The organism is Variovorax sp. PAMC26660, assembly GCF_014302995.1.
Lineage (GTDB): Bacteria > Pseudomonadota > Gammaproteobacteria > Burkholderiales > Burkholderiaceae_C > Variovorax.
In genome coordinates this window covers 6,474,717-6,496,392 of record NZ_CP060295.1, presented here as the reverse complement: position 1 = coordinate 6,496,392, position 21,676 = coordinate 6,474,717, and the positions used below count along the sequence as shown (strand labels likewise).

The window sequence follows — 21,676 nt, the reverse complement described above, 5'->3', positions numbered from 1 at the left end:
GACGGGGCTCAGGGCTGGTGGCGCGGCACCAGTTCGGCGTAGCCGGTGGCGGCGTCCGTCTCACGCGAGAACTGCCAGTCGGGCAGTTGCGCAATCAGGATCTCGGCCGTGGTGCGCACCACGCACCCCGGCGCCGCATGGCCACCGAAGACGTGCCCCTCGGCATCCGACACGCTGATGTGCAGATGCGATCCATCCGGCGAAAGCGAGCCCGCCAGCGTGAGGATTTCCAGTGCGCCTTCGATCCGTGTCGGCGCCTCGGCCTCCGCGAAACGGATGCTCGCGCCGGCGAGGCTGCCGATGCCCGACACCACGAATGCGGCCTTGCTGCCGCTTTGCTTCAGCGCGAGGTCGAGCGCGGTCCGCAGGTCATCGCCCGGGTTCAGCCGCAGCACCATCGTGTGCATGCCGTGCACGCCCAATCAGGACCCCGAGAGCGCGCCGTCCACCACGTGCTGCGCCTCTTCAAGGATGCGTGCCAGGTGTTCCTTGCCCAGGAAGCTCTCGCCGTAGATCTTGTAGATGTTCTCTGTGCCCGAAGGCCGCGCGGCGAACCAGCCGTTCTCGATCATGACCTTCACGCCGCCGATGGCCGCGCCATTGCCCGGCGCGTGGCTCAGCACGTTGACGATCTTCTCGCCCGCCAGGTCGGTCGAGCGGATCTGCTCCGGCGACAGGCTCGACAGCCGCTTCTTCTGTTCGACTGTGGCTGCGGCATCCACCCGGTCGGACACGGGCCTGCCCAGCGCCTGCGTCAGTTCGACATAGCGCTCGCCCGGGTCGCGCCCGGTGCGCGCGGCGATCTCGGCAGAGAGCAAGGCGGGCACGAGGCCGTCCTTGTCGGTGGTCCAGGTCGAGCCGTCCAGCCGCAGGAAGGTCGCGCCCGCGCTTTCTTCGCCGCCAAAGCCCAGCGAGCTATCGACCAGTCCGTCGACGAACCACTTGAAGCCGACCGGCACCTCGTACAGCTTGCGGCCCAGCCGCGCGGTGACGCGATCGATCATCTGGCTGCTCACCACCGTCTTGCCGACGGCCGCCTGCGCGGGCCACTGTGGCCGGTGGGTGTAGAGGTAGTCGACCATCACCGCGAGGTAGCTGTTGGGCTGCATCAGCCCCGCGCTGCGCGTGACGATGCCGTGGCGGTCATGGTCGGTGTCGCAGGCAAAGGCGATGCCGAAGCGGTCTTTCAGTTCGATCAGCTTGTGCATTGCGTCGGGCGATGACGGGTCCATGCGGATGCGGCCGTCCCAGTCGAGCGACATGAAGCGGAAGGTCGGGTCGACCTCCTGGTTCAGCACTTGCAGGCGCTTGAGCTTGTAGCGCTCGGCAATGGCCGGCCAGTAGTGCACGCCCGCGCCGCCCAGCGGATCGACGCCCAGGTCGATCTCCACGCCGCGAATTGCGTCCATGTCGAGCACGTTGGCCAGGTCTTCGACGTAGGTGTTCAGGTAGTCGTGCCGGTGCGTGGTGGCTGCGCGCAGCGCCTGGGCGAGCGGCATGCGCTTCACGCCGTCGAGCCTGCTCGCCAGCATCCTGTTGGCGGCGGCTTCCACGGCGGAGGTGATGTCGGTGCCGGCCGGGCCGCCGTTCGGCGGGTTGTACTTGAAGCCGCCGCTCTCGGGCGGGTTGTGCGAAGGCGTGATGACGATGCCGTCGGCCAACCCCGTCGTGCGTCCTCGGTTGTAGACCAGGATCGCATGCGACACGGCGGGCGTTGGCGTGTACTCGTCGTCCTTCGACAGCATCAGCTCGACGCCGTTGGCCGCCAGCACCTCGACCGCGCTGTTGAAGGCGGGCGTCGAGAGCGCATGCGTGTCGATGCCCAGGAATAGCGGCCCGTCGATGCCGTTCTGCTTGCGCCAGTCGCAGATCGCCTGGCTGATCGCCAGCACATGCCATTCGTTGAACGCGTTGTCGAACGATGAGCCGCGATGGCCCGAGGTGCCGAAGGCCACGCGCTGGCTCGGCACCGTGGGGTCGGGCTGCCCGGTGTAGTAGGCCGACACCAGGCGAGGCACATTGACCAGCAGGTCGAGCGGTGCGGGCTGGCCCGCGAGAGGGTTGGTTGCTTGGCTCATGTCGAAGAAAAATCGAGGTTGACCAGATCGCCGATGCACTCGACGGTGATGTCGGCGGGCGCGTAGGCGGCAATGGCCTGCGTGTCGAGCGCGTAGTGCCCCTGCCGCACGAAGACCGTGGTGAGGCGCGGCCCCCAGATGGCCTTCATGGCCGAGAGAATGCGCAGCTTGTCGTCGACCATCACGTAGTGCGCGGCGGGGTGGCACTGCGCGACGGCATCGAGCATCTGCTCCTTGTGCACGTAGATCAGCACGCGGCCTTCGGTGGCTTCCCACAGGCCCGAGCGCTGCACCTTGCGCGGCTGGAACACCACGTCGCCGTCCGACAGGATCACCGTGGGCCCGTGGCGGCGCAGATGCTCCAGCGCCGCCAGCGCGCCCGGATACAGCCGGTCGGCAAAGGGATAGTCGATGAGGAAGCCCGACATCAGCAGCAAGCGCGAATCGCTCATGCCGCGATGGCTTTCCTCGGCGCGGTAGCGTTGCAGCGCACCCAGGTAGTCGACATAGCCGAGCTCGCTGCGCAGCGCTTCGAGCGCCACCCAGTAGCGGCTGGCGCTTTCCGGGCCGAAGGTCTCGTCGAGGTGCGTGTGCAGGTCGGCCACGACGCGGTCGTTGTCGAGCAGCGTGTTGTCGACGTCGATCAGGAAAACGGTGCTTGCAGGCTGTGTCATGAAAGATGAGGCCCGTGGGCCAGTGTGGCGCTTCACGTTCAGCATACCCCTCGGATAAGCTTCGCCCCAGTTTCACGGAGGAAGAAAGGATGCGCATGACGACGAATGGACGAGACCTGATTTGCCTTTTCGCCCTGACCCTTGTGCTGGCCGGCTGCCAGGCGCCGCCCAAAGACCGGCCGCTGACCTCCGAAGTGCCGGAGCCGCCGAGCTTTGCGCCGCCACCCGAGGCCTGCCTGGCCACCGCCGTGCGTTTCGGGCTGGGGCTGCGCGCCACGCCGCAATTGCTGGAGGAAATGCGCCAGCGCGCCGGTGCCCGGCTGGGCCGCACCGTGCTGTCGACCGACGCCCCGGACCCGGCACAGGATGCGACGCGGCTCAATGTCCAGGTCGAGCCCACGGGTCGCATCGTGGGTGCGTATTGCGGTTGACCGCCCACTGTTCGGCGCCGCGCTTCGTGCGCGAGTGTTGTGCATAAACCGCGCTGGTAACAAATCGACGTTGCAAAACGCAGAAAGCCCTGAATTGGGAGAACAATAGTCCGCGACTTTCCGGAGCCACTTTTCTTTGTCGACCAAGCAACCCCTCATCTCACTTCCGTCGCACTACGACGGTTCGGCACGCCTCCCGCCGGATGAGGTGTTGCGCCCGCTGATGGCCGACTGGGCCCGTTCAGGCAAGCGTCTGGCCGCCGTGTGCTACCTCGACATCGATCGCTTTCGCGACCTCAACGACCGCCTGGGCATGGTTGCCGGCAATGCCGCGCTCGAAGAAGTGGGCCGGCGCATCCAGGCCCAGTTGCCGCGCGAAAGTGTGATGGCCCGCGTCGGCGGCGACGAATTCGCAGCCGTGTTCGCCGGCCTGGGCGCCTCGCAATGCGCGCAGGTGCTCGAAAGCATCCAGGCCGCGCTGGCAGCGCCCTGGACCTGGCGCGACCAGTCCGTCAACCTCGATGCCAGCATTGGCGCCATGCTCCTGGACAGTAGCGGCCCGCCGCCCGAAACCGCCTTGCGCCAGGCGCAGCACGCGGCCTTCTTCGCCAAGCGCGCTTCCGATGGCAAGGTCCATTACTTCGATGCGCCCCAGGCACGCGCCGACGAGCAGGTGGTGCGCGAGCGGCAGCGCATTCAAGAGGGGCTGGTGCGCGACGAGTTCTTCCTCGTCTACCAGCCCAAGGTCGACATGCAGCGCGGCGTGGTCGTCGGCGTCGAGGCACTGATCCGCTGGCAGCACCCCGAGCGCGGTCTGCTGCCGCCCGTGCAGTTCGTGCCGCTGATCGAGGACGACGCGCTGGTCGAGCAGGTCGGAGATTGGGCCATCGGCATGGCGCTCTGGCAGGCGCACCAGTGGCGCTTGGCCGGCCTCGAGATTTCAGTCAGCGTGAACGTCGCACCGCGCCACATGATGCGATGGGACTTTGTCGACCGGCTTGCGCGGCACCTGTCCCAGTTTCCGAACATGGGCGTCGGCATGCTGGAGTTGGAGATCCTCGAGACCACGGCCATCAGCCAGTTCGCGAACGTGGCGCTTTTCGTGGAGGCCTGCAAGGCGCTCGGCGTGGGCGTCACCATCGACGACTTCGGCACCGGCTATTCATCGCTGACCTACCTGCGGCAACTGCCGGTGTCGGCGGTGAAGATCGACCAGTCCTTCGTGCGCGGCATGCTCGACAACGCGCAGGACCGCGCGATCGTGCAGGGCATCCTCGCGTTGCTGCAGGCGCTCGGGCTCACGGCCGTGGCCGAAGGCGTGGAAACGCTGGGGCAGGGCGAAGCGCTGCTCGCCATGGGCTGCACGCTGGCACAGGGCTATGGCATCGCGATGCCGATGGCCGCCAAGGATGTGTTGAAGTGGGTGAGTGAATTCGAGAAGGCGCCCTTGTGGGGCACGAATTCGATGCCGAGCGCGGCGCTGCCGCCACCGCAGACTGCCGCCTGAGTGCCCGTCGTGGCGCGGGGCATTGCGCCCCTGCCTTCAGGCGCACTCACACATTGCTGGTCGCGCGCACTTCCTCGTAAGTCGTCTTGCCGGCAAGCACCTTGTCAATGCCGTCCTGACGCAGGGTGCGCATGCCTTCGCGCAGCGCGGCTTCCTGGAGTTCCTCCGCACGAGCGCCGCCTTGCACGAGCCGGCGCAAGCCCTTCGACATCACCATGAGTTCATGGATGCCGACGCGCCCCTTGAAGCCGGTGTCGTCGCAGTGCTTGCATCCCACGCTCTTGTAGACCTGCAGCTGTCCGTCGCGGCCGTAGCGACGCAGCCAGTCGCTGCGCACGGACTCGCGTTCCGTCGGGGTATCGCCCGCACCGAACGCATGCATGTAGTTGGCCAGCAGTTCCTCGATGCGCTCCGAACTGGCGGGGCTGCTGCTGATGCAGTGGGTGCAGAGGCGGCGCACCAGCCGCTGGGCCAGCACCGCCAGCAGCGAGTCCGCGAAGTTGAAGGGGTCCATGCCCATGTCCAGCAGCCGGGTCACGGTTTCCGGCGCGCTGTTGGTGTGCAGGGTCGAGAGCACGAGGTGACCAGTCAGCGACGCCTCGATGGCCGTCTTCGCGGTTTCTTCATCCCGGATCTCGCCGACCATGATCACGTCCGGGTCCGCGCGCACGAAGGCTCGCAGAGCCTTGGCGAAGGTCCAATCGATGCGAGGGTTGACCTGCACCTGCCGCAGGCCGGTCTGCGTGATCTCGATAGGGTCTTCCGCGGTCCAGATCTTTCGCTCCGGCGTGTTGATCTGCATCAGCGCCGAGTGCAGCGTCGTGGTTTTCCCCGAGCCGGTGGGCCCGACGCACAGCACCATTCCGTAGGGGCGTTCGACGGCCTGTGTCAGCTGTGCAAGGTTGCGTTCCGACAGGCCCAGTTCGCTCATGGGAATCGGCTTGGCCGAGGCCAGGATGCGCATCACCACGTCTTCGAGGCCGCCGGTGGTTGGAATCGTCGCAACCCGTAATTCGATGCGATGCTGCGGCGAGAACTTCGCGAAGTTGATCTTTCCGTCCTGCGGCTTGCGCTTTTCGCTGATGTCCAGGTCGCACATGATCTTCACGCGCGCGACGATCTCGTTGCGGTAGCTGGGCGGAAGCTCCAGGTAGGTGTAGAGCCGTCCATCGCGGCGAAACCTGATGCGGGTTTTTTCTTGCCCCGGGTAGCTTTCGATGTGGATGTCCGAGGCGCCTTCGCGGTGCGCTTCGAGAATCATGCTGTTGATCATCCGCACCAGGGAGTTGTCCGATTGCTCGATCTGTGCTTCAGGGGCTGCGGACGACTGGCCCTCCTTCTCGAGGGTCTGCAGCAACTCGCCGGTACCGGCCATGTCGAATTCGATGGGCTGCGCCGGATCGATGCCAAAGGAGAAGCCGGTTGCCGTCTCTCCGACTTTCTGGTAGGCCCTTTGCAGCACGCTGTCCAGGTCAAGGCATTGTCCAAGGACCGGGATGACCTTCATCTGCGCAATGAACTCGACTTCATCGATGGCCGAGTGCTGGTTGGACAGGTCTTCAAGCGCAAGGACGAGACGCCCTTGGTGCAGCATCAGCGGCATGACCTGCAGACGCCGGGCAACAGCGTGGTTGATCTTGCGCAGGGCTTCCGCAGCTGCCGGAAACATGTGCAGATTCACCAGGGGGTAGCCCATCTTTCGCACCAGCGCGGTCTGGAGCTGGCCCCGGCTGACGACGCCCATGCGCACCAGCGTCTCGCCCAACGGCACATCGGGAGCCTTTTTTTGCTGGGCAAGCCCGGCGAGCAATTGCTCGTCGGTGACCATGCCCAGCGATACCAGCGCCTCGCCGATCCGCGCGATCGGCATGCGACTCTGAGCTTCAAGCTCTCTCAGCAGCTGCTCCGGCAAGACGACTTCGGTAGATGACATGAGGTCGATCTCCTGTTTGGATTTGTTCTGGCCCTGTGCGGCAGAGCCTCTATGAAACTGGTTGAAACGTGATCGGATTGTGTCCCGCCGGCTTCGCATCGTAGCGTGTATACATGCTCTGCCGTTCCATGGAGCGGCTTGAGTGCCTGTGCTGCCGATGCTGGCCGTGGCCTTTTTGGACCTGACAGCCTGCGGGCTTGCGCGTCAGGACTGGCCTTGTCCCGGAGTGCTGTCGGGCGTGCCGGGCGCGCGGCCTACGCGCACCACGCCACGGCCTGCGGCCTTCGCGGCGTAGCACGCGGCATCGGCCGCGTCGACCCAGGCATTGACGGTGTCGATCTCCGGCGTCAGGCTGGCCACGCCAATGCTGGCGCCGATCTGCAGGCTGCCCGACAGCCAGGGCAGCGCGATCGCCGAGATCGAGGCCACGATGTCCTCTGCCACACCCACCGCCGCCTCGTGGCTGCACCGTTCGAGCAGCAGCGCGAATTCATCGCCGCCGATGCGCGCGGCGAGGTCACCGGAACGCACGCGCGACATGATGGCCGCCGCCGCCGCGCGCAGCATCGCGTCGCCCGAAATATGGCCGGCGGTGTCGTTGACCGCCTTGAAGTGGTCGAGATCGATGAACACCAGCGCCGCGGGCAGCGAGTCCGGCCGCGCGGCAATCAGACGCTGCGCCTGCTGGTCGAAGCGTTGGCGGTTGGCCAGGCCGGTCAGGCCGTCATGGGCGGCCGACCATTCGAGGGCACGGCGGGCGCTGCGCTGTTCTTCGATGTTGACCAGTGTCCAGATCGAGCCGAAATCCGTGTGCGCCGGATCGACCGGCCGGCTGCGCAGCCGGGCCCAGAAGCGGGAGGCGTCGCCACGCCGCATGCGGCATTCGCCCACGTAGGAGTTGCCGGTCGCAAAAGCCTCTTTTTCCAGCGTGGCGAGGTCGGGCTGTCCGTCTTCCGGCGGCACGACGATCATGTCGACCGGCTGGCCCAGCAGCTGGTCGGTCGAATAGGCGAGCGTGCGGCACAGCTCGTCGCTCACCAGTTCGAAACGCCGGTCGCGGACGAAGGCGATGCCGATGGGCGCCGCGCGCATCACCGAGCGCAGCTTGCTGATCATCTCGCTGTTCAGCTGTTCCAGCCCGGCCCGCTGGATGCCGACCTGGCGCAGCACCTTGCCGAGATTGCCGATCTCTCCATCAGCGTCGGGCCAGCCATCTTCAGGCTTCATGCCCGCGTCGAACATGTGCTGTGCGCGCCGCTCCAGCAACGTCAGCGGCTGCAACAGCCACCATAAGGTCAGGAAGAGCCCGACGGACAGTACGGCGACAAGGCTGCCGGCCCAGATCGTGGCTTGCTCGCGCGCAGCCTTGACGGGCGCCAGCACCTCGGCTTCAGAGCGCTCGCGCCACACGATCCAGTCGGGCCCGGGCACGCCGGCGGCGCTGACGATCTCGTGCGCCTGCGGCAGCAGGAGCCCCTGCGGCTCGACTGGGCTGCCGCTGGCCAGCCATGCCTTGAAGGCTTGCGCCAGCCGGGGCTCGTCGGAAATCGAGTGCAGAAGTTTCCTGGAATCAGGATGGGCCAGCACCCGGCCCTGGGTGTCGGTGACGATGGTGAGCACACCGGCGTCGCCGCTCTGTGTGTCGACCAGTCCGTCGAGCAGGTCGCGGCTGGACAGCCGCAACGTGCCGCCCAGCACCGCATAGACGCCCCCGGCGTTGCGCACTGGCTGCGTGAAGGCAATGATGGGTTCGCCGGTGAGCGAGCCGCGCAGCGCGGCCGACACCATCGGCCGGCCTTCGGCCAGCGTGAGGCCGAAGTAGCGGCGGTCGCCGATGTTCAGCGCGGGCCACGACAGGCCCTTCTCGTCCACCATGATGCGCACCTGGCCATCGGGCGACGCCAGGTAGATGTTGGCGAAGAAATTGCGCATCACCGGCTTGCTTTGCATGAACTCCTTCAGCGCTGCGGGGTTCCGCAGCGTGGGTTCGTCGAGCATTGCCGTCACGGATTCGAGCACGCGCTGCAACTGGAGCACGTTGTGGCCCAGCAGCGCCGCGGTACGCACCGATTCGCTCATCTCGCGCTGGCGCTGCGATTCAAGAAGGTCGTGCTCGGTGCGGCCCACGAGGATGGTCGTGATCAGGCCGATGCCGAGCACCAGCGCCATGATCCCGCCCATCGTGATCCGTGCCTTGAGCGAACCCAGGGCGCTTTCGAGACGTGTCAGCCGATCGGTTTTCATTCAGACGGCAGACATTTCCCTGCTCGCCGCGCGACGATGGCGCTTGACTTCGTACATCGCGTCGTCCGCTTTCCGCAAGGCTTCTTCGGCGGAGACGGTACGCGGATCGACCGCCACCACGCCGACGCTGGCGCCTTCGTAGCGAACGGTCGCCCGATGCAGCCGCAGTTCGCTGACCGTGCTGGCGGCCACGCGCGCTTCGAGCGCCTGCGCCGCGTCGGCCGGCGCCTCGCCCAGCGCGGGGCCGGGGCCGATCACCACGAACTCGTCGCCGCCGAAGCGCGCGTGCATGTCGCTGGCGCGCAGCGAGGTCGACAGCCGCGCGGCCATGGCGGCCAGGAATTCGTCGCCCGTGTCCTGGCCGTGCGCGTCATTGATCTTCTTGAAATCGTCCAGGTCGATGAAGCCGACCAGCACGCAATGGCCGTCCCGCGCGGCCTGCGCGAGCATGCGGCGCAGCGCGTCGATGAGCGAGCGGCGGTTGGCCAGGCCGGTCAGCGAATCGGTCGATGCGAAGGCGGCCAGCTCGGTGTTGGCCTTCTTGAGCTTGACGAACAGCAGTTCGCGCTCGACCTGCTGGCCGATCAGCCGCGCGAAAAGCTGGAGCACCGATTCCGCATGGGAGGGCAGCGGACGCCGCAGCGCGCTGGCGGCGCACAGCGTGCCGTAAAGGCCGCCGCTGTCGGTCTTCACGGGCGTGCTCATATAAGTCTGGATGCCGAGCTGCTGCGCCGCGTCGGCGTCGCCCCAGCAGTTCGCGACGTCGTCGGTGTAGGGGCGGCCCTCTTCGAGCGCGCGCCTGCAGAGCGTGTCGGCCCAGGGCACCGACAGCCCTTCGGGAATGGTCAGTTGCTTGACGTTGCGCGCAAAAAGAATGTGCTGCAAGCCCTTGTCCAGATCGATGGTCGTGAGGTACGTCGACTCGAGGCCGGTGACCACTTCGAGCATTTCGAGCATCGGGCGCGCGAGGTCTTCCAGCGTCCTTGCGGAGGAAACCGAGTCGGAAAGCTGTTCGATCAAAGAGTCCATGCCCGACATTCTGATGGCGATGGTCCGCAACGCCGGCTTTGTGTGCGCGATGGGCCGTATGACCCGCGGCGCCACTCGGGAATCGGCGGCTCAGGAAGCCAGGGCGTCCATCAGTTCGGTTTCGATCGCCAGCTGTGTTTTCTGGCCTTGCAACTCCGGGCCGCTGATGAGGAAGCTGTCTTCCACGCGCTCGCCCAGCGTCGTGACCTTGGCGAGCTGCAGGTTCAGGTGATGGCGCGCGAGCACGCGGGCCACCGAATACAGCAGGCCGGCGCGGTCGCTGGCCGAGATGCTGAGCACCCAGCGCTGCGCCTTGTCGTCGGGCACGAGGCTGATGCGCGGCTTGATCGGAAAGCTGCGCACCCGGCGCGACACGCGACCCATGCTGGGCGCGGGCAGGGGGCCGGCTTCGGTGAGCGTGTGGCCCAGGCCCGACTCGACCATGCTGATCAGATCGCGGTAGTGGTCGGGCAGGAAGGTGGTCACGACCTGGAAGGTGTCCAGCGCATAGCCGTCGCTCGTGGTGTGCACCTTGGCATCCAGGATGCTGAAGGACGACTGGTCGAAGTAGCCGCAGATGCGCGCGAACAGATCGGGCTGGTCGGGCGTGTAGACCACCACCTGCAGCCCTTCGCCCACCGGCGACAGGTGCGCGCGCACGATCGGCGGCGCCTTCGGGTCGATGGGCACGTTCTTCGGCGGCACGAAGCGCGAGAGCTGCTTGGCGTGCCAGGCGATCTCGACGGCGTCGTGGCGCATGAAGTAGCCGACGTCGAGCGTGTCCCACAGGGCCTTGTGCGCCTCGAAGCGCTGGGCGTGCAGGGCGAGCAGCACCAGCGCCTCGCGCTTGCGCGACTCGACCTCGGCGTCCGGGTCGGGCATGCGGCCGCCGAGCGCGCGCAGGGTGAAGCGGTACAGGTCTTCGAGCAGCTTGCCCTTCCACGCATTCCACACGCGGGGCGAGGTGCCGCGGATGTCGGCGATGGTCAGCAAATAGAGCGCCGTCAGGTAGCGCTCGTTGCCCACGCGCTTGGCGAAGGCACCGATCACCTCGGGGTCGCTCAGGTCCTGCTTTTGCGCGACCTGGCTCATCACCAGGTGTTCGGCGACCAGGAATTCGATGAGCCTGGAATCTTCGCGCGCAATGCCGTGCTGCTTGCAAAAGCGCTGCACGTCGCGCGCGCCGAGCGTCGAGTGGTCGCCGCCACGGCCCTTGGCGATGTCATGGAACAGCGCCGCGACATAAAGAATCCAGGGCTTGTCCCAGCCGGCCGCGAGCTGCGAGCAGAACGGGTACTCGTGCGCATGCTCGGCAATGAAGAAGCGCCGCACATTGCGCAGCACCATCAGGATGTGCTGGTCGACCGTGTACACATGGAACAGGTCGTGCTGCATCTGCCCCACGATGCTGCGGAATACGCGCAGGTAACGCCCCAGCACCGAGGTCTGGTTCATCAACCGGAAGGCATGCGTGATGCCATAGGGCTGCATCAGGATCCGCATGAAGGTCTGGTGATTGACCGGGTCGTTGCGGAACTTGCTGTCCATCACGTGGCGCGCGTTGTACAGCGCGCGCAGCGTGCGCGCCGACAGGCCCTTCACGCCGATGGTCTTCTGATAGAGCAGGAAGGTCTCGAGCACTGCGTGCGGCTCGTGCTCGTAGAGGTCGTCGCTGGCAATCTCGATCAGGCCGGCACGCTCGTAGAAGCGCTCGTTGATCGGCGTGTGCTGCTCGTCGATGGGCTGCAGCCGCTCCGAGATGTTGAGCAGCAGGATCTGGTTGAGTTGCGACACCGCCTTGGCCGCCCAGTAGTAGCGCCGCATCAGCGCCTCGCTGGACTTGCGCTGCGATTCGCTTTCGTAGCCGAAGCTGGCGGCCACGGCGGTCTGCAGGTCGAACACCAGGCGGTCTTCGCGCCGGTTGGCAATCACGTGCAGGCGGGCGCGAATCAGCGAGAGCAGGGCCTCGTTGCGCTTGATCTGCTGGGCCTCGAAAGAAGTGGCCAGGCCATTCTTGGCGAGGTCGTCCCAGCGGCTGCCGAAGCCGGCGGCCTTGGTCATCCACAAGATGGTCTGCAGATCGCGCAGGCCGCCCGGCGATTCCTTGCAGTTGGGTTCGAGCGCGTAGGGCGTGTTGTCGAACTTCTGGTGGCGGTGCCGCATTTCCTGCGACTTGGCAACAAAGAAGGCCTGCGGATCGATGGCACGGGTGAAGCGGCGGCGAAAGGCGGTAAAGAGCTTCTTGTTGCCGGCGATCAGGCGGGCTTCGAGCAGCGAGGTCTGGACGGTGACGTCCTTCTCGGCCTCGGCCAGGCACTCTTCGACCGTGCGCACGCTGGAGCCGATTTCGAGCCCGGCGTCCCAGCAGTGGCCGATGAAGGCCTCGATGCGGGCCGGGTCGATCTCGCTCTCATGGCCTTCGGGCGGCAGCAGCAGGAGCACGTCGACGTCGGAATACGGAAACAACTCGCCGCGGCCGAAGCCACCGACCGCCGCCAGGGTCAGCGAATCGCCGAAATCGGCTTCTTCCCACAGCGTGCAGAGCGTCTGGTCGGCCAGCGCCGAGAGCTGGCGCAGCACGGTGTGCACGCTGCGCGTGGGTGCGCGCGCAAAGCGCAGGGTGTCGAAGAGAGCGAGCTTCTTCGCGCGATAGGCTTCGCGCAGCGTCGCCACGTCGATATTGGCTGCTTCGATCACGGCGGGGGGCGCGCGTTGCCGCGTCAGGTCTTGGTGGCGGTGACGAAGGAGGGCAGCGGCGGGCTGCCTTCGGACAGTGTCAGCACTTCGTAGCCGGTTTCGGTGACCAGCACCGTGTGCTCCCACTGGGCCGACAGCGAATGGTCGCGCGTGACGATGGTCCAGCCGTCGTACTGGCCGCCCTTGAAGTCTTCCTTCACGTCGCGCTTGCCGGCGTTGATCATCGGCTCGATGGTGAAGATCATGCCGGGCTTGAGTTCTTCCATGGTGCCCGGGCGGCCGTAGTGCAGCACCTGCGGCTCTTCATGAAAGCGCTGGCCCACGCCGTGGCCGCAGAACTCGCGCACCACCGAGAAGCCCTGGCCCTCGGCGAATTTCTGGATCGCATGGCCCACGTCGCCCAGGTGGCCGCCGGGGCGCACCTGCAGGATGCCGTGCCACATGGCTTCGAAGGTAAGGGAGCACAGGCGCTTGGCTGCGATGGAAGCGTCGCCGATCACGAACATGCGGCTGTTGTCGCCGAACCAGCCGTCCTTGATGACGGTGACGTCGATGTTCATGATGTCACCCTTCTTCAAGGGCTTGTCATTGGGGATGCCGTGGCACACCACGTGGTTGACCGAGGTGCACAGCGACTTCGGAAAAGGCACGCTGCTGGCGCCCAGGTAGCCCACCGTGGCCGAGGTGGTGCCCTGCTTGACCATGTATTCCGCGGCCAGCCGGTCGATCTCGTTGGTCGTGATGCCGGGCTTGATGAAGGGCGTGAGGTAGTCCAACACCTCGGACCCGAGGCGGCAGGCGACGCGCATGGCGGCGATGCCTGCTGCGTCTTTGTAGGTAATGCTCATCCCTGAATTATCCCATCCAGAGCTGAACCTGCCCCCAACGCGGGGCACTTCGTGTTCCCGCTGCCCCCCAAGGGGGTGGCCAACTTGGGGCGGCCCGGCGTTGGCCTAAAATTCCGGGTTAACGCGGATGCCCCCAGTCAGCGGCCATCCGCCTCGATTCCTTGATTCCCAACGCGGCCCCCGAGGCCCCCCATCGACCGTGACGCAGCCCGCACCTCAAGCCCTTCCCGTCGTAACCCTGTTCGAGGGCGGCAGCGCGCTCAGCGACTTCCGCGCGCGGCAATTGCTGCCCAAGCTGCAGGCCATCGAGCCGCGCATCGAGGGCATTTCGGCCCGTTTCGTGCACCTCGTGGTGACCGATGCGACGCTGGCCGAGGCCGACCGTGACCGCTTCGCAGCGCTCCTGACCTACGGCGAGCCCTTCGAGGCACCGGCCAAGGCGGTCACCTCGGTGGTCGTCACGCCCCGCCTGGGCACCGTGTCGCCCTGGGCCTCCAAGGCCACCGACATTGCCCATAACTGCGGCCTGGCGCTGCGCCGGGTCGAGCGGGTCACGCAATACCACCTGAAGCTCAAGGCACCGCTGATCGGCAAGGCGCCGGTTCTCGAAGGCGACGCCCTGGCCGCTGCGTCCGGCCCGCTGCACGACCGCATGACCGAATCGGTGCTGGCCACCGTCGCGCAGGCGGCCAGCCTCTTCAGCGAACTGCCGGCCCAGCCGATGGCCCAGGTCGACGTGCAGACCGGCGGCCGCGCCGCGCTGGTGGCGGCCAATACCGGCTTCGGCCTGGCACTTGCCGAGGACGAAATCGACTACCTGGTGGAAGCTTTCACCCGCCTGGGGCGCAACCCCAGTGACGTCGAGCTGATGATGTTCGCGCAGGCCAACAGCGAGCACTGCCGCCACAAAATCTTCAACGCCCAGTTCACCATCGACGGCAAGGCGCAGCCGCAAAGCCTGTTCTCGATGATCCGCCACACCGAGAAGCAGAACCCGCAGCACACGGTGATCGCCTATGCGGACAACGCCTCGGTGATGGAAGGCAGCAACATCGAGCGCTTCGTGGCACGTGCGAGCGGATCGGGGGAGCAGGGCTATCAAAAAGAGAGCGTCCTGAGCCACGTGCTCATGAAGGTCGAGACGCACAACCACCCGACGGCCATCTCGCCGTTCCCCGGCGCCTCGACCGGCGCCGGTGGCGAGATTCGTGACGAAGGCGCCACCGGCCGCGGCTCCAAGCCCAAGGCCGGCCTGACCGGCTTCACCGTGTCCAAGCTGTGGCCGGAAGACGGCCACTACGGCAAGCCCGAGCACATCGCCAGCCCGCTGCAGATCATGACCGAGGGCCCGCTGGGCGGCGCCGCGTTCAACAACGAATTCGGCCGGCCCAACCTGCTGGGCTACTTCCGCGAGTACGAGCAGACCATCGCGAGCGACCTGGACACGGTGCAGCGCGGCTATCACAAGCCCATCATGATCGCGGGCGGCCTCGGCAGCATCGACGCCACCCAGACCAAGAAGATCCTGTTCCCGGCCGGTTCGCTGCTGATCCAGCTCGGCGGCCCCGGCATGCGCATCGGCATGGGCGGCAGCGCCGCCAGCTCGATGGCCACCGGCGCGAACGCAGCCGAACTCGACTTCGACTCGGTGCAGCGCGGCAACCCCGAAATCGAACGCCGTGCGCAAGAGGTCATCAACCATTGCTGGCAGCAGGGCGCGGCCAATCCGATCCTGGCGATCCACGACGTGGGCGCGGGCGGCCTGAGCAATGCCTTCCCCGAACTGACCAACGACGCCGGCCGTGGTGCGCGCTTCGACCTGCGCGCCGTGCCGCTCGAAGAGTCGGGCATGGCACCGAAGGAAATCTGGTGCAACGAAAGCCAGGAGCGCTATGTGCTGGCCATCGCGCCCGAATCGCTCGAACAATTCAAGGCCTTCTGCGAGCGCGAGCGCTGCCCGTTCTCGGTGGTGGGCGTGGCGACCGAAGAGCGCCAACTTTTGGTGGCCGATGAAGGCGCTGCGGTGCAGCCCGTCGACATGCCCATGGACGTGCTGCTGGGCAAGCCGCCCAAGATGCACCGCGACGTGAAGACCGTCGCCCGCAGCTTCAAGCCGCTCGACCTCACGGGCGTCAATTTGCAGAAGGCGGCCATCGACGTGCTCGCGCACCCGACGGTTGCTTCCAAGCGCTTCCTGATCACCATCGGCGACCGCACCGTGGGCGGCCTGAGCCACCGCGACCAGATGGTCGGCCCGTGGCAGGTGCCCGTGGCCGATTGCGCCGTGACGCTGGCCGACTACAAGGGCTTTGCTGGCGAGGCGATGAGCATGGGCGAGCGCACGCCGCTGGCCGCGCTCGACGCGCCGGCCTCGGGCCGCATGGCCGTGGCCGAGGCCATCACCAACCTGCTGGCTGCGCCGATCGAACTGTCGCGCGTCAAGCTGTCGGCCAACTGGATGGCGGCTTGCGGCGAGCCCGGTGAAGACGCAGCGCTGTACGAAACCGTCAAGGCCGTCGGCCTGGAACTGTGCCCGGCGCTGGGCGTGTCGATTCCGGTCGGCAAGGATTCGCTGTCGATGCGCACGCAGTGGAAGGACAACGGCGAAGCCAAGAAGGTCACGTCGCCCGTGAGCCTGATCGTGACCGCCTTCGCCACGCTGGCCGACGTGCGCGGCACGCTCACGCCGCAGCTCGATGCCACCGAAGCCGACACCACGCTCGTGCTGATCGATCTGGGCCGCGGCCAGCATCGCATGGCCGGCAGCATCCTGTCGCAGACGCTCGGCCAGAGCGGCGACACCGTGCCCGACCTCGACGATCCCGCGCAACTGGTCGCGCTGGTGAACGCAGTGAACGCGCTGCGCGCCGACGGCAAGATCCTCGCGATGCATGACCGCAGCGACGGCGGCCTGTTCGCCACCGCCTGCGAGATGGCCTTTGCCGGCCACGTGGGCGTGGCGCTCAACGTCGACATGCTGGTCACCGAAGGCGACGGCATTTCCGACAGCCGCATGGAAACCGGCGACGCCAAGAACTGGGCGCAGCAGGTCAGCGGACGGCGCGAAGAACTCACGCTCAAGGCGCTGTTCAACGAAGAACTCGGCATGGTGCTGCAGGTGCGCACGGCGCAACGCAACGACGTGATGCAGGTGCTGCGCGCCCACGGCCTGAGCGCCCACAGCCATTTCGTCGGCAAGACGCGGCCTGCCACCTCCACCATGGATGCCGGCAAGGGCAAGCTCGAAATCTGGCGCGACGCCAAGTCGGTGTTCAGCGCGAGCCTGCAAGACCTGCATCAGGTGTGGGACTCGGTGAGCTGGAAGATCGCCCGCGAACGCGACAACCCCGCCTGCGCCGATGCCGAGCACGCCGCGGCTGGCGAGCCTTCGGACCCCGGCATGCATGTGTTCCTGCCGAACGCGCAGCCAGCAGCGCCTGCCATCCTGCAATCGCGCCCCAAAGTCGCGATCCTGCGCGAGCAGGGCGTCAACTCGCACGTTGAGATGGCCTACGCCTTCACCGAAGCCGGCTTTGACGCCTACGACGTCCACATGACCGACCTGCAGACGGGCAGGGCGGACCTGGCCAACTTCAAGGGCGTGGTCGCCTGTGGCGGCTTCAGCTACGGCGACACGCTGGGCGCCGGCATTGGCTGGGCGCGCAGCATCACCTTCAACCCGAAGCTGGCCGAGCAGTTCAAGGCCTTCTTCGGCCGCGCCGACACCTTCGGCCTGGGCGTATGCAACGGCTGCCAGATGTTCGCCGAGCTGGCCGACATCATCCCGGGCGCCGAAGCCTGGCCGCGTTTCACCACCAACCAGAGCGAGCGCTTCGAGGCGCGCCTGTCGATGGTCGAAGTGCTCGAATCGCCGAGCCTCTTCTTCGGGAGCATGGCCGGCAGCCGCCTGCCGATCGCGGTGGCGCACGGCGAGGGCTATGCCAACTTCAAGCACCGCGGTGACCCGGCCAAGGCCATCGCGGCCATGCGCTTCGTCGACAACCACGGCAAGCCGACCGAGCAGTACCCATTCAACCCGAACGGCAGCGCGGGTGGCCTGACCTCGGTGACCACGCCGGACGGCCGCTTCACCGCCGTGATGCCGCACCCGGAGCGCGTGTTCCGCAACATCCAGATGAGCTGGACGCCGGGCGAACGGAGCGAGCTGAGCCCCTGGATGCAGATTTGGCGCAACGCGCGCCGCTGGGTGGGCTGAAGCCGATGCTCGACCTCGATCACCCGCAAAGCCGGCACGTGCTGGAAGCGGCGCGGATCGAGGACCTGATTCGCAAGCAGTTGCTTGCCTGGCGCGACGATGCAGCCGCCGAGGCGGTGGCCCGCGCGCAGGTGTTGCAGGTGCTGCTGCCGCAGCTCGATGCGCTCAACGCCGCGCATTTCGGCGCCTCGAAGAAGATTGCGCGCACGCTCGACGCGCTGCGCCGCGCGATGCAAGGCGACAGCGCCGATGCTGCCTGGCGCGCCTTTCTTGTGCTGGATGGCCCGGGCGACAACTTCGGAACCTGGGGCATCTGAAAAGAAACGGCCATGAAAAAAGCGACCCGCAGGTCGCTTTTCTTTTGGCCTGAGTCGAGTTACTCGACCTTCGCCTTCGCGCGCAGTTCTTCCTGGTACTTCTGCAGGCGCTGCTGTTGCAGTTGCTGCGTGATCTGCGGCTTCACTTCTTCCAGCTTCGGCAGTTGGGCCTGGCGGATGTCGTCGACGCGGATGATGTGCCAGCCGAACTGGGTCTTGATCGGCGCCGGGGTGGTCTCGCCCTTCTTGAGCTTGATCATGGCTTCCGAGAACTCGGGCACGAAGCTCGCGGGGTTGGCCCAGTCGAGGTCGCCGCCGTTGGCGCCCGATCCCGGGTCCTTGCTCTGCTTCTTGGCGATGTCTTCGAACTTGGCGCCCTTCTTCAGGTCAGCCATGATCTTCTTGGCCTGGTCTTCGGTTTCGACCAGGATGTGGCGGGCCTTGTATTCCTTGCCGCCGTTGGCCGCGACGAACTTGTCGTACTCGGCCTTCACGTCGGCGTCCGAGACCGGGTTGGTCTTGCGGTAGTTCTCGAACAGGGCGCGGATCAGGATGGCCTGGCGTGCGAGTTCGAGCTGGTTCTTGTAGTCGTCGTTGGCGTCCAGGCCCTGCTTTTGCGCTTCCTGCATGAACACTTCGCGCGCCACGACTTCTTCGCGCAGCTGGCTTTGCATTTCAGGCGTCACCGGACGGCCGGCAGCGGCGAGCTGCTGTGCCAGCGCGTCCATGCGGGCCTTGGGCACCGGCTTGCCGTTGACGATGGCGGCGTTCTGCGCCAGAGCCGCCAAGGGAATGGCGCCGAGCAGCACTGCGGCCGCGACGGCCTGCAAGATTTGTTTTTTCATGGAATGAATATCGAGCTGGGAAGGAAATGCGCTTGTAGGAAAAGGCGCGTGAAAGAAAGCAGGGATAGGGACGAAATGGGGGAGGAGAAGGGTGGCCGGACCGCCGCGACAAATGCGGCGTGCGACCCATGGACGACTCAGAGCACCTCGATGGCGATGGCGTGCAGACCCTGTGCGATAAAAACTTGGAGGGCATCATACACAAGCCGATGCCGCGCCACGCGGGGCTTTCCGGCGAACAGCGGCGAGGCGATGCGCACCCGGAAATGGGTGCCGCGGCCTTCCGCGTTGGCACCCGCATGGCCGGCGTGCGCGCCGCTCTCGTCGATCACTTCGAGCGTGGTGGGCGCGAGCGCTTCGCGCAACGCGGCTTCGAGGTCTGCCGCGGTGGGCAAGAGTGCTGCGGTGCTCATGCGGCGGGCTTGTCGTCGCCCTTGAGGTGCGGCGCAATGTACAGGCCCTGTGCGACCAGGAAGACGATGGGGAACACGTAGCCCCAGAGCTTGAAGTTGACCCAGGCCTCGGTGGTGAAGTAGGCCGCCACGTAGCCGTTGATGATGGCCATGAACAGGCAATAGCCGATCCACGCCACATTCAGCCGGCCCCAGATGCGCTCGGGCAGCTCGAGCTGCTGGCCCAGCAGCATCTTCAGGAAGTTTTTCTTCAGCGCCCACAGCGCCACCGCCAGCGCGATCGCCATCGCGCCGTACAGCACCGTCGGCTTCCACTTGATGAAGCGGTCGTCGTGCAGCACCAGCGTGAGCGTGCCGAACAGCAGGATCAGCACCAGCGTGGCCTTCTGCATCGCCTGCAGCTTGCGTTCCATGGCGTAGATGATCGCCATCTGCACCACAGTGGCAGCCATCAGCACGCCGGTGGCGGTGTAGATGTCGCCGAGCTTGTAGGCGCCGAAGAAAAGCAGGATCGGGAAGAAGTCGAGGAGCAGTTTCATTTTTTCTGGAAGTCGAGCGAGGCCGAGTTCATGCAGTAGCGCAGGCCGGTATCCGTCGGGCCGTCGGGGAACACGTGGCCCAGATGGGCGCCGCAGTTCGCGCAGACGTTCTCGGTGCGCACCATGCCGTGCGAGCGGTCGACGATGTTGCGGATGGCGCCGGGCACGGCCTCTTCGGAGAAGCTGGGCCAGCCGCAGCCCGCGTCGAACTTGGTGCCCGACTCGAACAGCTTGGCGCCGCAGCACACGCAGTGGTAGGTGCCGTCGTCCCAGTGCGCTTCGTACTTGCCGGTGAAGGGGCGCTCGGTGGCCGCATGGCGCGTGACCTCGAAGGCTGCGGGCTCGGCGCCTTTTTCAGCGAGCAGGGCTTTCCATTCGGCTTCGGTTTTTTCAACGGGAGTGGTCATGATGAGCAGCTGATTTCAATCGTGGACGCCCAGTCGGGCGGGAAGCCGGCATACGCATCGGCGCCGGGATGTTCTTCAAATGGGGTTTCGAGCAGAGCCAACAAGACTGCCACACCAGCCTGGTCCTTTTGCTGACTTGCTTCGATGGCTTGCTGGCCCAGGTGGTTCCGCAGCACGAATTTGGGGTTGGATTTGAGCATCAAATCGGCCGCTTGCGAACGCACACCCTGCGCATGGCGCTCTGAAAACAATAGCAGCCAGGCGTCGAAGCCCTCGCGGTCGAGGAACAGGTCGCGCACCGGCTCGACGCTGTTGTCCGCGACGTAATGCGAGAGCCGGCGCCAGAAGATCGTGTAATCGACCTTGCCCGCGGCCAGCAACTTGAGGACGCCTTCGACCAGCGCACGGTCGCCTTCGGCCGAATCCGACAGGCCGAGCTTGGCGCGCATGCGGGCCTCGAACTCGGTGGGGAACACGGTCTTGTACGACTCCAGCGCGGCCACGGCGACTTCCTGCTCGCCGATCAGCGGCAGCAGCGCTTGCGCCAGGCAGAACAGGTTCCAGTACGCCACGTTGGGCTGCTGGTTGAAGGCGTAGCGCCCGCTGGTGTCGCTGTGGTTGCAGATGTGGCGCGGATCGAAACCATCGAGAAACTGGAAAGGCCCGTAGTCGATGGTGAGCCCCAGGATGCTCATGTTGTCGGTGTTCATCACGCCGTGGCAAAAGCCCACGGCCTGCCATTGCGCGAGCAGGGCGGCGGTGCGCTCGCTCACGGCTTCGAGGAAGGCCGCGTAGGCGTTGCCGTCGAAGCGGTCGGTGGTGCGGCAGGCCGGGTAGTAGCGGTCGATGACGTAGTCGGCCAGCGCGCGCAACTCGTCTTCACGCTGGTTGGCCGCGAAGTGCTCGAAATGGCCGAAGCGGATGAAGCTGGGCGCCACGCGCGTCACGACGGCGGCGCTCTCCAGTTCTTCGCGGCGCACGCGGGCGTCGGAGCCCGTGACGCAGAGCGCGCGCGTGGTCGGGATGCCCAGGCCGTGCATGGCCTCGCTGCAAAGAAATTCGCGGATGCTGGAACGCAGTACCGCACGGCCGTCGCCGCCGCGCGAATAGGGTGTGCGGCCCGCGCCCTTCAGTTGCACTTCGAGGCCGGTGGCGGTCTCGCCGATCATGATCGCGCGGCCGTCGCCCAACTGGCCGGCCCACACGCCGAACTGGTGGCCGCTGTAGACCGTGGCAAAAGGCTGTGTGCCGGCAATCGGCGCACTGCCTGTCAGTGCCCGGAGCGTGCCGTCGGAATGCCAGTCGGCCGGCAGGCCGAGTTCGCGTGCAACGGCCTCGCTGCGGCATACCCAGTACGGGTCGGGCAGGGGCGTTGGTCGCAATTCGGTGAAAAACGCGGGGCCGAGGGTCGAAAAGCCAGGTTTCCAGCGCAATCCCAGGTCCGCGATGTCGGTGTCTTCAGCAAGCAGGCTCATGGCCGGATTGTCCGGCACCGAGC

At 66.3% G+C, this 21,676-nt stretch carries 17 protein-coding genes; 4 read left to right on the top strand and 13 right to left on the bottom strand.

The window, feature by feature from the left end:
• Positions 1–8 precede the first annotated feature (8 nt).
• Genes H7F35_RS30460 through H7F35_RS30450 form a run of 3 tightly spaced genes read right to left on the bottom strand, consistent with a single transcriptional unit; the run spans position 9 to position 2,752 of the window.
• Complete coding sequence (locus tag H7F35_RS30460; RefSeq protein WP_187114468.1) at positions 9–407, bottom strand: PPC domain-containing DNA-binding protein; 399 nt, start codon at positions 405–407, stop codon at positions 9–11.
• Positions 408–422: 15 nt separating this feature from the next.
• Positions 423–2,078: a phosphoglucomutase (alpha-D-glucose-1,6-bisphosphate-dependent) gene (gene pgm / locus H7F35_RS30455; RefSeq protein WP_187110226.1), complete on the bottom strand. Its 1,656-nt coding sequence runs from the start codon at positions 2,076–2,078 to the stop codon at positions 423–425.
• Entirely contained in the window at positions 2,075–2,752 is a 678-nt protein-coding gene (locus tag H7F35_RS30450; protein WP_187110225.1) for an HAD family hydrolase, read from the bottom strand. The genes pgm and H7F35_RS30450 overlap by 4 nt, the downstream gene beginning before the upstream one ends.
• An 89-nt stretch (positions 2,753–2,841) precedes the next feature.
• Here H7F35_RS30450 and H7F35_RS30445 point away from each other — a divergent pair, with 89 nt between their 5' ends.
• Both H7F35_RS30445 and H7F35_RS30440 read left to right on the top strand, forming a co-directional pair.
• Positions 2,842–3,183, top strand: coding sequence for a hypothetical protein (locus tag H7F35_RS30445; RefSeq protein ID WP_187110224.1), 342 nt, complete (start codon positions 2,842–2,844; stop codon positions 3,181–3,183).
• 136 nt (positions 3,184–3,319) lie between these two features.
• Positions 3,320–4,690, top strand: a complete 1,371-nt coding sequence (locus H7F35_RS30440; protein WP_187110223.1) for a putative bifunctional diguanylate cyclase/phosphodiesterase — start codon at positions 3,320–3,322, stop codon at positions 4,688–4,690.
• A gap of 46 nt (positions 4,691–4,736) precedes the next feature.
• On the opposite strand, the gene H7F35_RS30435 is transcribed toward H7F35_RS30440, so the two are convergent.
• From H7F35_RS30435 to map, 5 genes are all read right to left on the bottom strand, one after another.
• Complete coding sequence (locus tag H7F35_RS30435; protein WP_187114467.1) at positions 4,737–6,623, bottom strand: GspE/PulE family protein; 1,887 nt, start codon at positions 6,621–6,623, stop codon at positions 4,737–4,739.
• A gap of 204 nt (positions 6,624–6,827) precedes the next feature.
• On the bottom strand, positions 6,828–8,867 hold the full coding sequence (locus H7F35_RS30430) for a diguanylate cyclase (RefSeq protein WP_187110222.1): 2,040 nt from the start codon (positions 8,865–8,867) through the stop codon (positions 6,828–6,830).
• A complete protein-coding gene (locus H7F35_RS30425; protein ID WP_187110221.1) occupies positions 8,868–9,896 on the bottom strand; it encodes a sensor domain-containing diguanylate cyclase in 1,029 nt (342 codons plus the stop codon).
• 90 nt (positions 9,897–9,986) lie between these two features.
• Positions 9,987–12,593, bottom strand: coding sequence for a [protein-PII] uridylyltransferase (locus H7F35_RS30420; RefSeq protein ID WP_187110220.1), 2,607 nt, complete (start codon positions 12,591–12,593; stop codon positions 9,987–9,989).
• 23 nt (positions 12,594–12,616) lie between these two features.
• Positions 12,617–13,441, bottom strand: a complete 825-nt coding sequence (gene map / locus H7F35_RS30415; RefSeq protein WP_187110219.1) for a type I methionyl aminopeptidase — start codon at positions 13,439–13,441, stop codon at positions 12,617–12,619.
• Positions 13,442–13,640: 199 nt separating this feature from the next.
• Here map and purL point away from each other — a divergent pair, with 199 nt between their 5' ends.
• Positions 13,641–17,657: a phosphoribosylformylglycinamidine synthase gene (gene purL, locus H7F35_RS30410; protein WP_187110218.1), complete on the top strand. Its 4,017-nt coding sequence runs from the start codon at positions 13,641–13,643 to the stop codon at positions 17,655–17,657.
• Positions 17,627–17,974, top strand: a complete 348-nt coding sequence (locus H7F35_RS30405; RefSeq protein WP_187110217.1) for a hypothetical protein — start codon at positions 17,627–17,629, stop codon at positions 17,972–17,974. Before purL ends, H7F35_RS30405 begins: the two co-directional genes overlap by 31 nt.
• Positions 17,975–18,033: 59 nt before the next feature.
• Here the strand turns inward: H7F35_RS30405 and H7F35_RS30400 are convergent, their stop codons facing one another.
• The 5 genes from H7F35_RS30400 to H7F35_RS30380 all read right to left on the bottom strand — a co-directional run bounded on the left by H7F35_RS30400 (position 18,034) and on the right by H7F35_RS30380 (position 21,653).
• The gene (locus tag H7F35_RS30400; protein ID WP_187110216.1) at positions 18,034–18,819 is read right to left on the bottom strand and encodes a peptidylprolyl isomerase; all 786 of its coding nucleotides are present in this window, start codon (positions 18,817–18,819) and stop codon (positions 18,034–18,036) included.
• Positions 18,820–18,956: 137 nt separating this feature from the next.
• Positions 18,957–19,232 carry a BolA family protein gene (locus tag H7F35_RS30395; RefSeq protein WP_187110215.1) on the bottom strand — a complete coding sequence of 92 codons (276 nt, stop codon included), beginning with the start codon at positions 19,230–19,232 and terminating at the stop codon, positions 18,957–18,959.
• Positions 19,229–19,771, bottom strand: coding sequence for a septation protein A (locus tag H7F35_RS30390; RefSeq protein ID WP_187110214.1), 543 nt, complete (start codon positions 19,769–19,771; stop codon positions 19,229–19,231). Before H7F35_RS30390 ends, H7F35_RS30395 begins: the two co-directional genes overlap by 4 nt.
• Positions 19,768–20,178: a peptide-methionine (R)-S-oxide reductase MsrB gene (gene msrB, locus H7F35_RS30385; RefSeq protein WP_187110213.1), complete on the bottom strand. Its 411-nt coding sequence runs from the start codon at positions 20,176–20,178 to the stop codon at positions 19,768–19,770. The genes H7F35_RS30390 and msrB overlap by 4 nt, the downstream gene beginning before the upstream one ends.
• On the bottom strand, positions 20,175–21,653 hold the full coding sequence (locus H7F35_RS30380; protein ID WP_187110212.1) for a protein adenylyltransferase SelO: 1,479 nt from the start codon (positions 21,651–21,653) through the stop codon (positions 20,175–20,177). Before H7F35_RS30380 ends, msrB begins: the two co-directional genes overlap by 4 nt.
• Positions 21,654–21,676 lie beyond the last annotated feature (23 nt).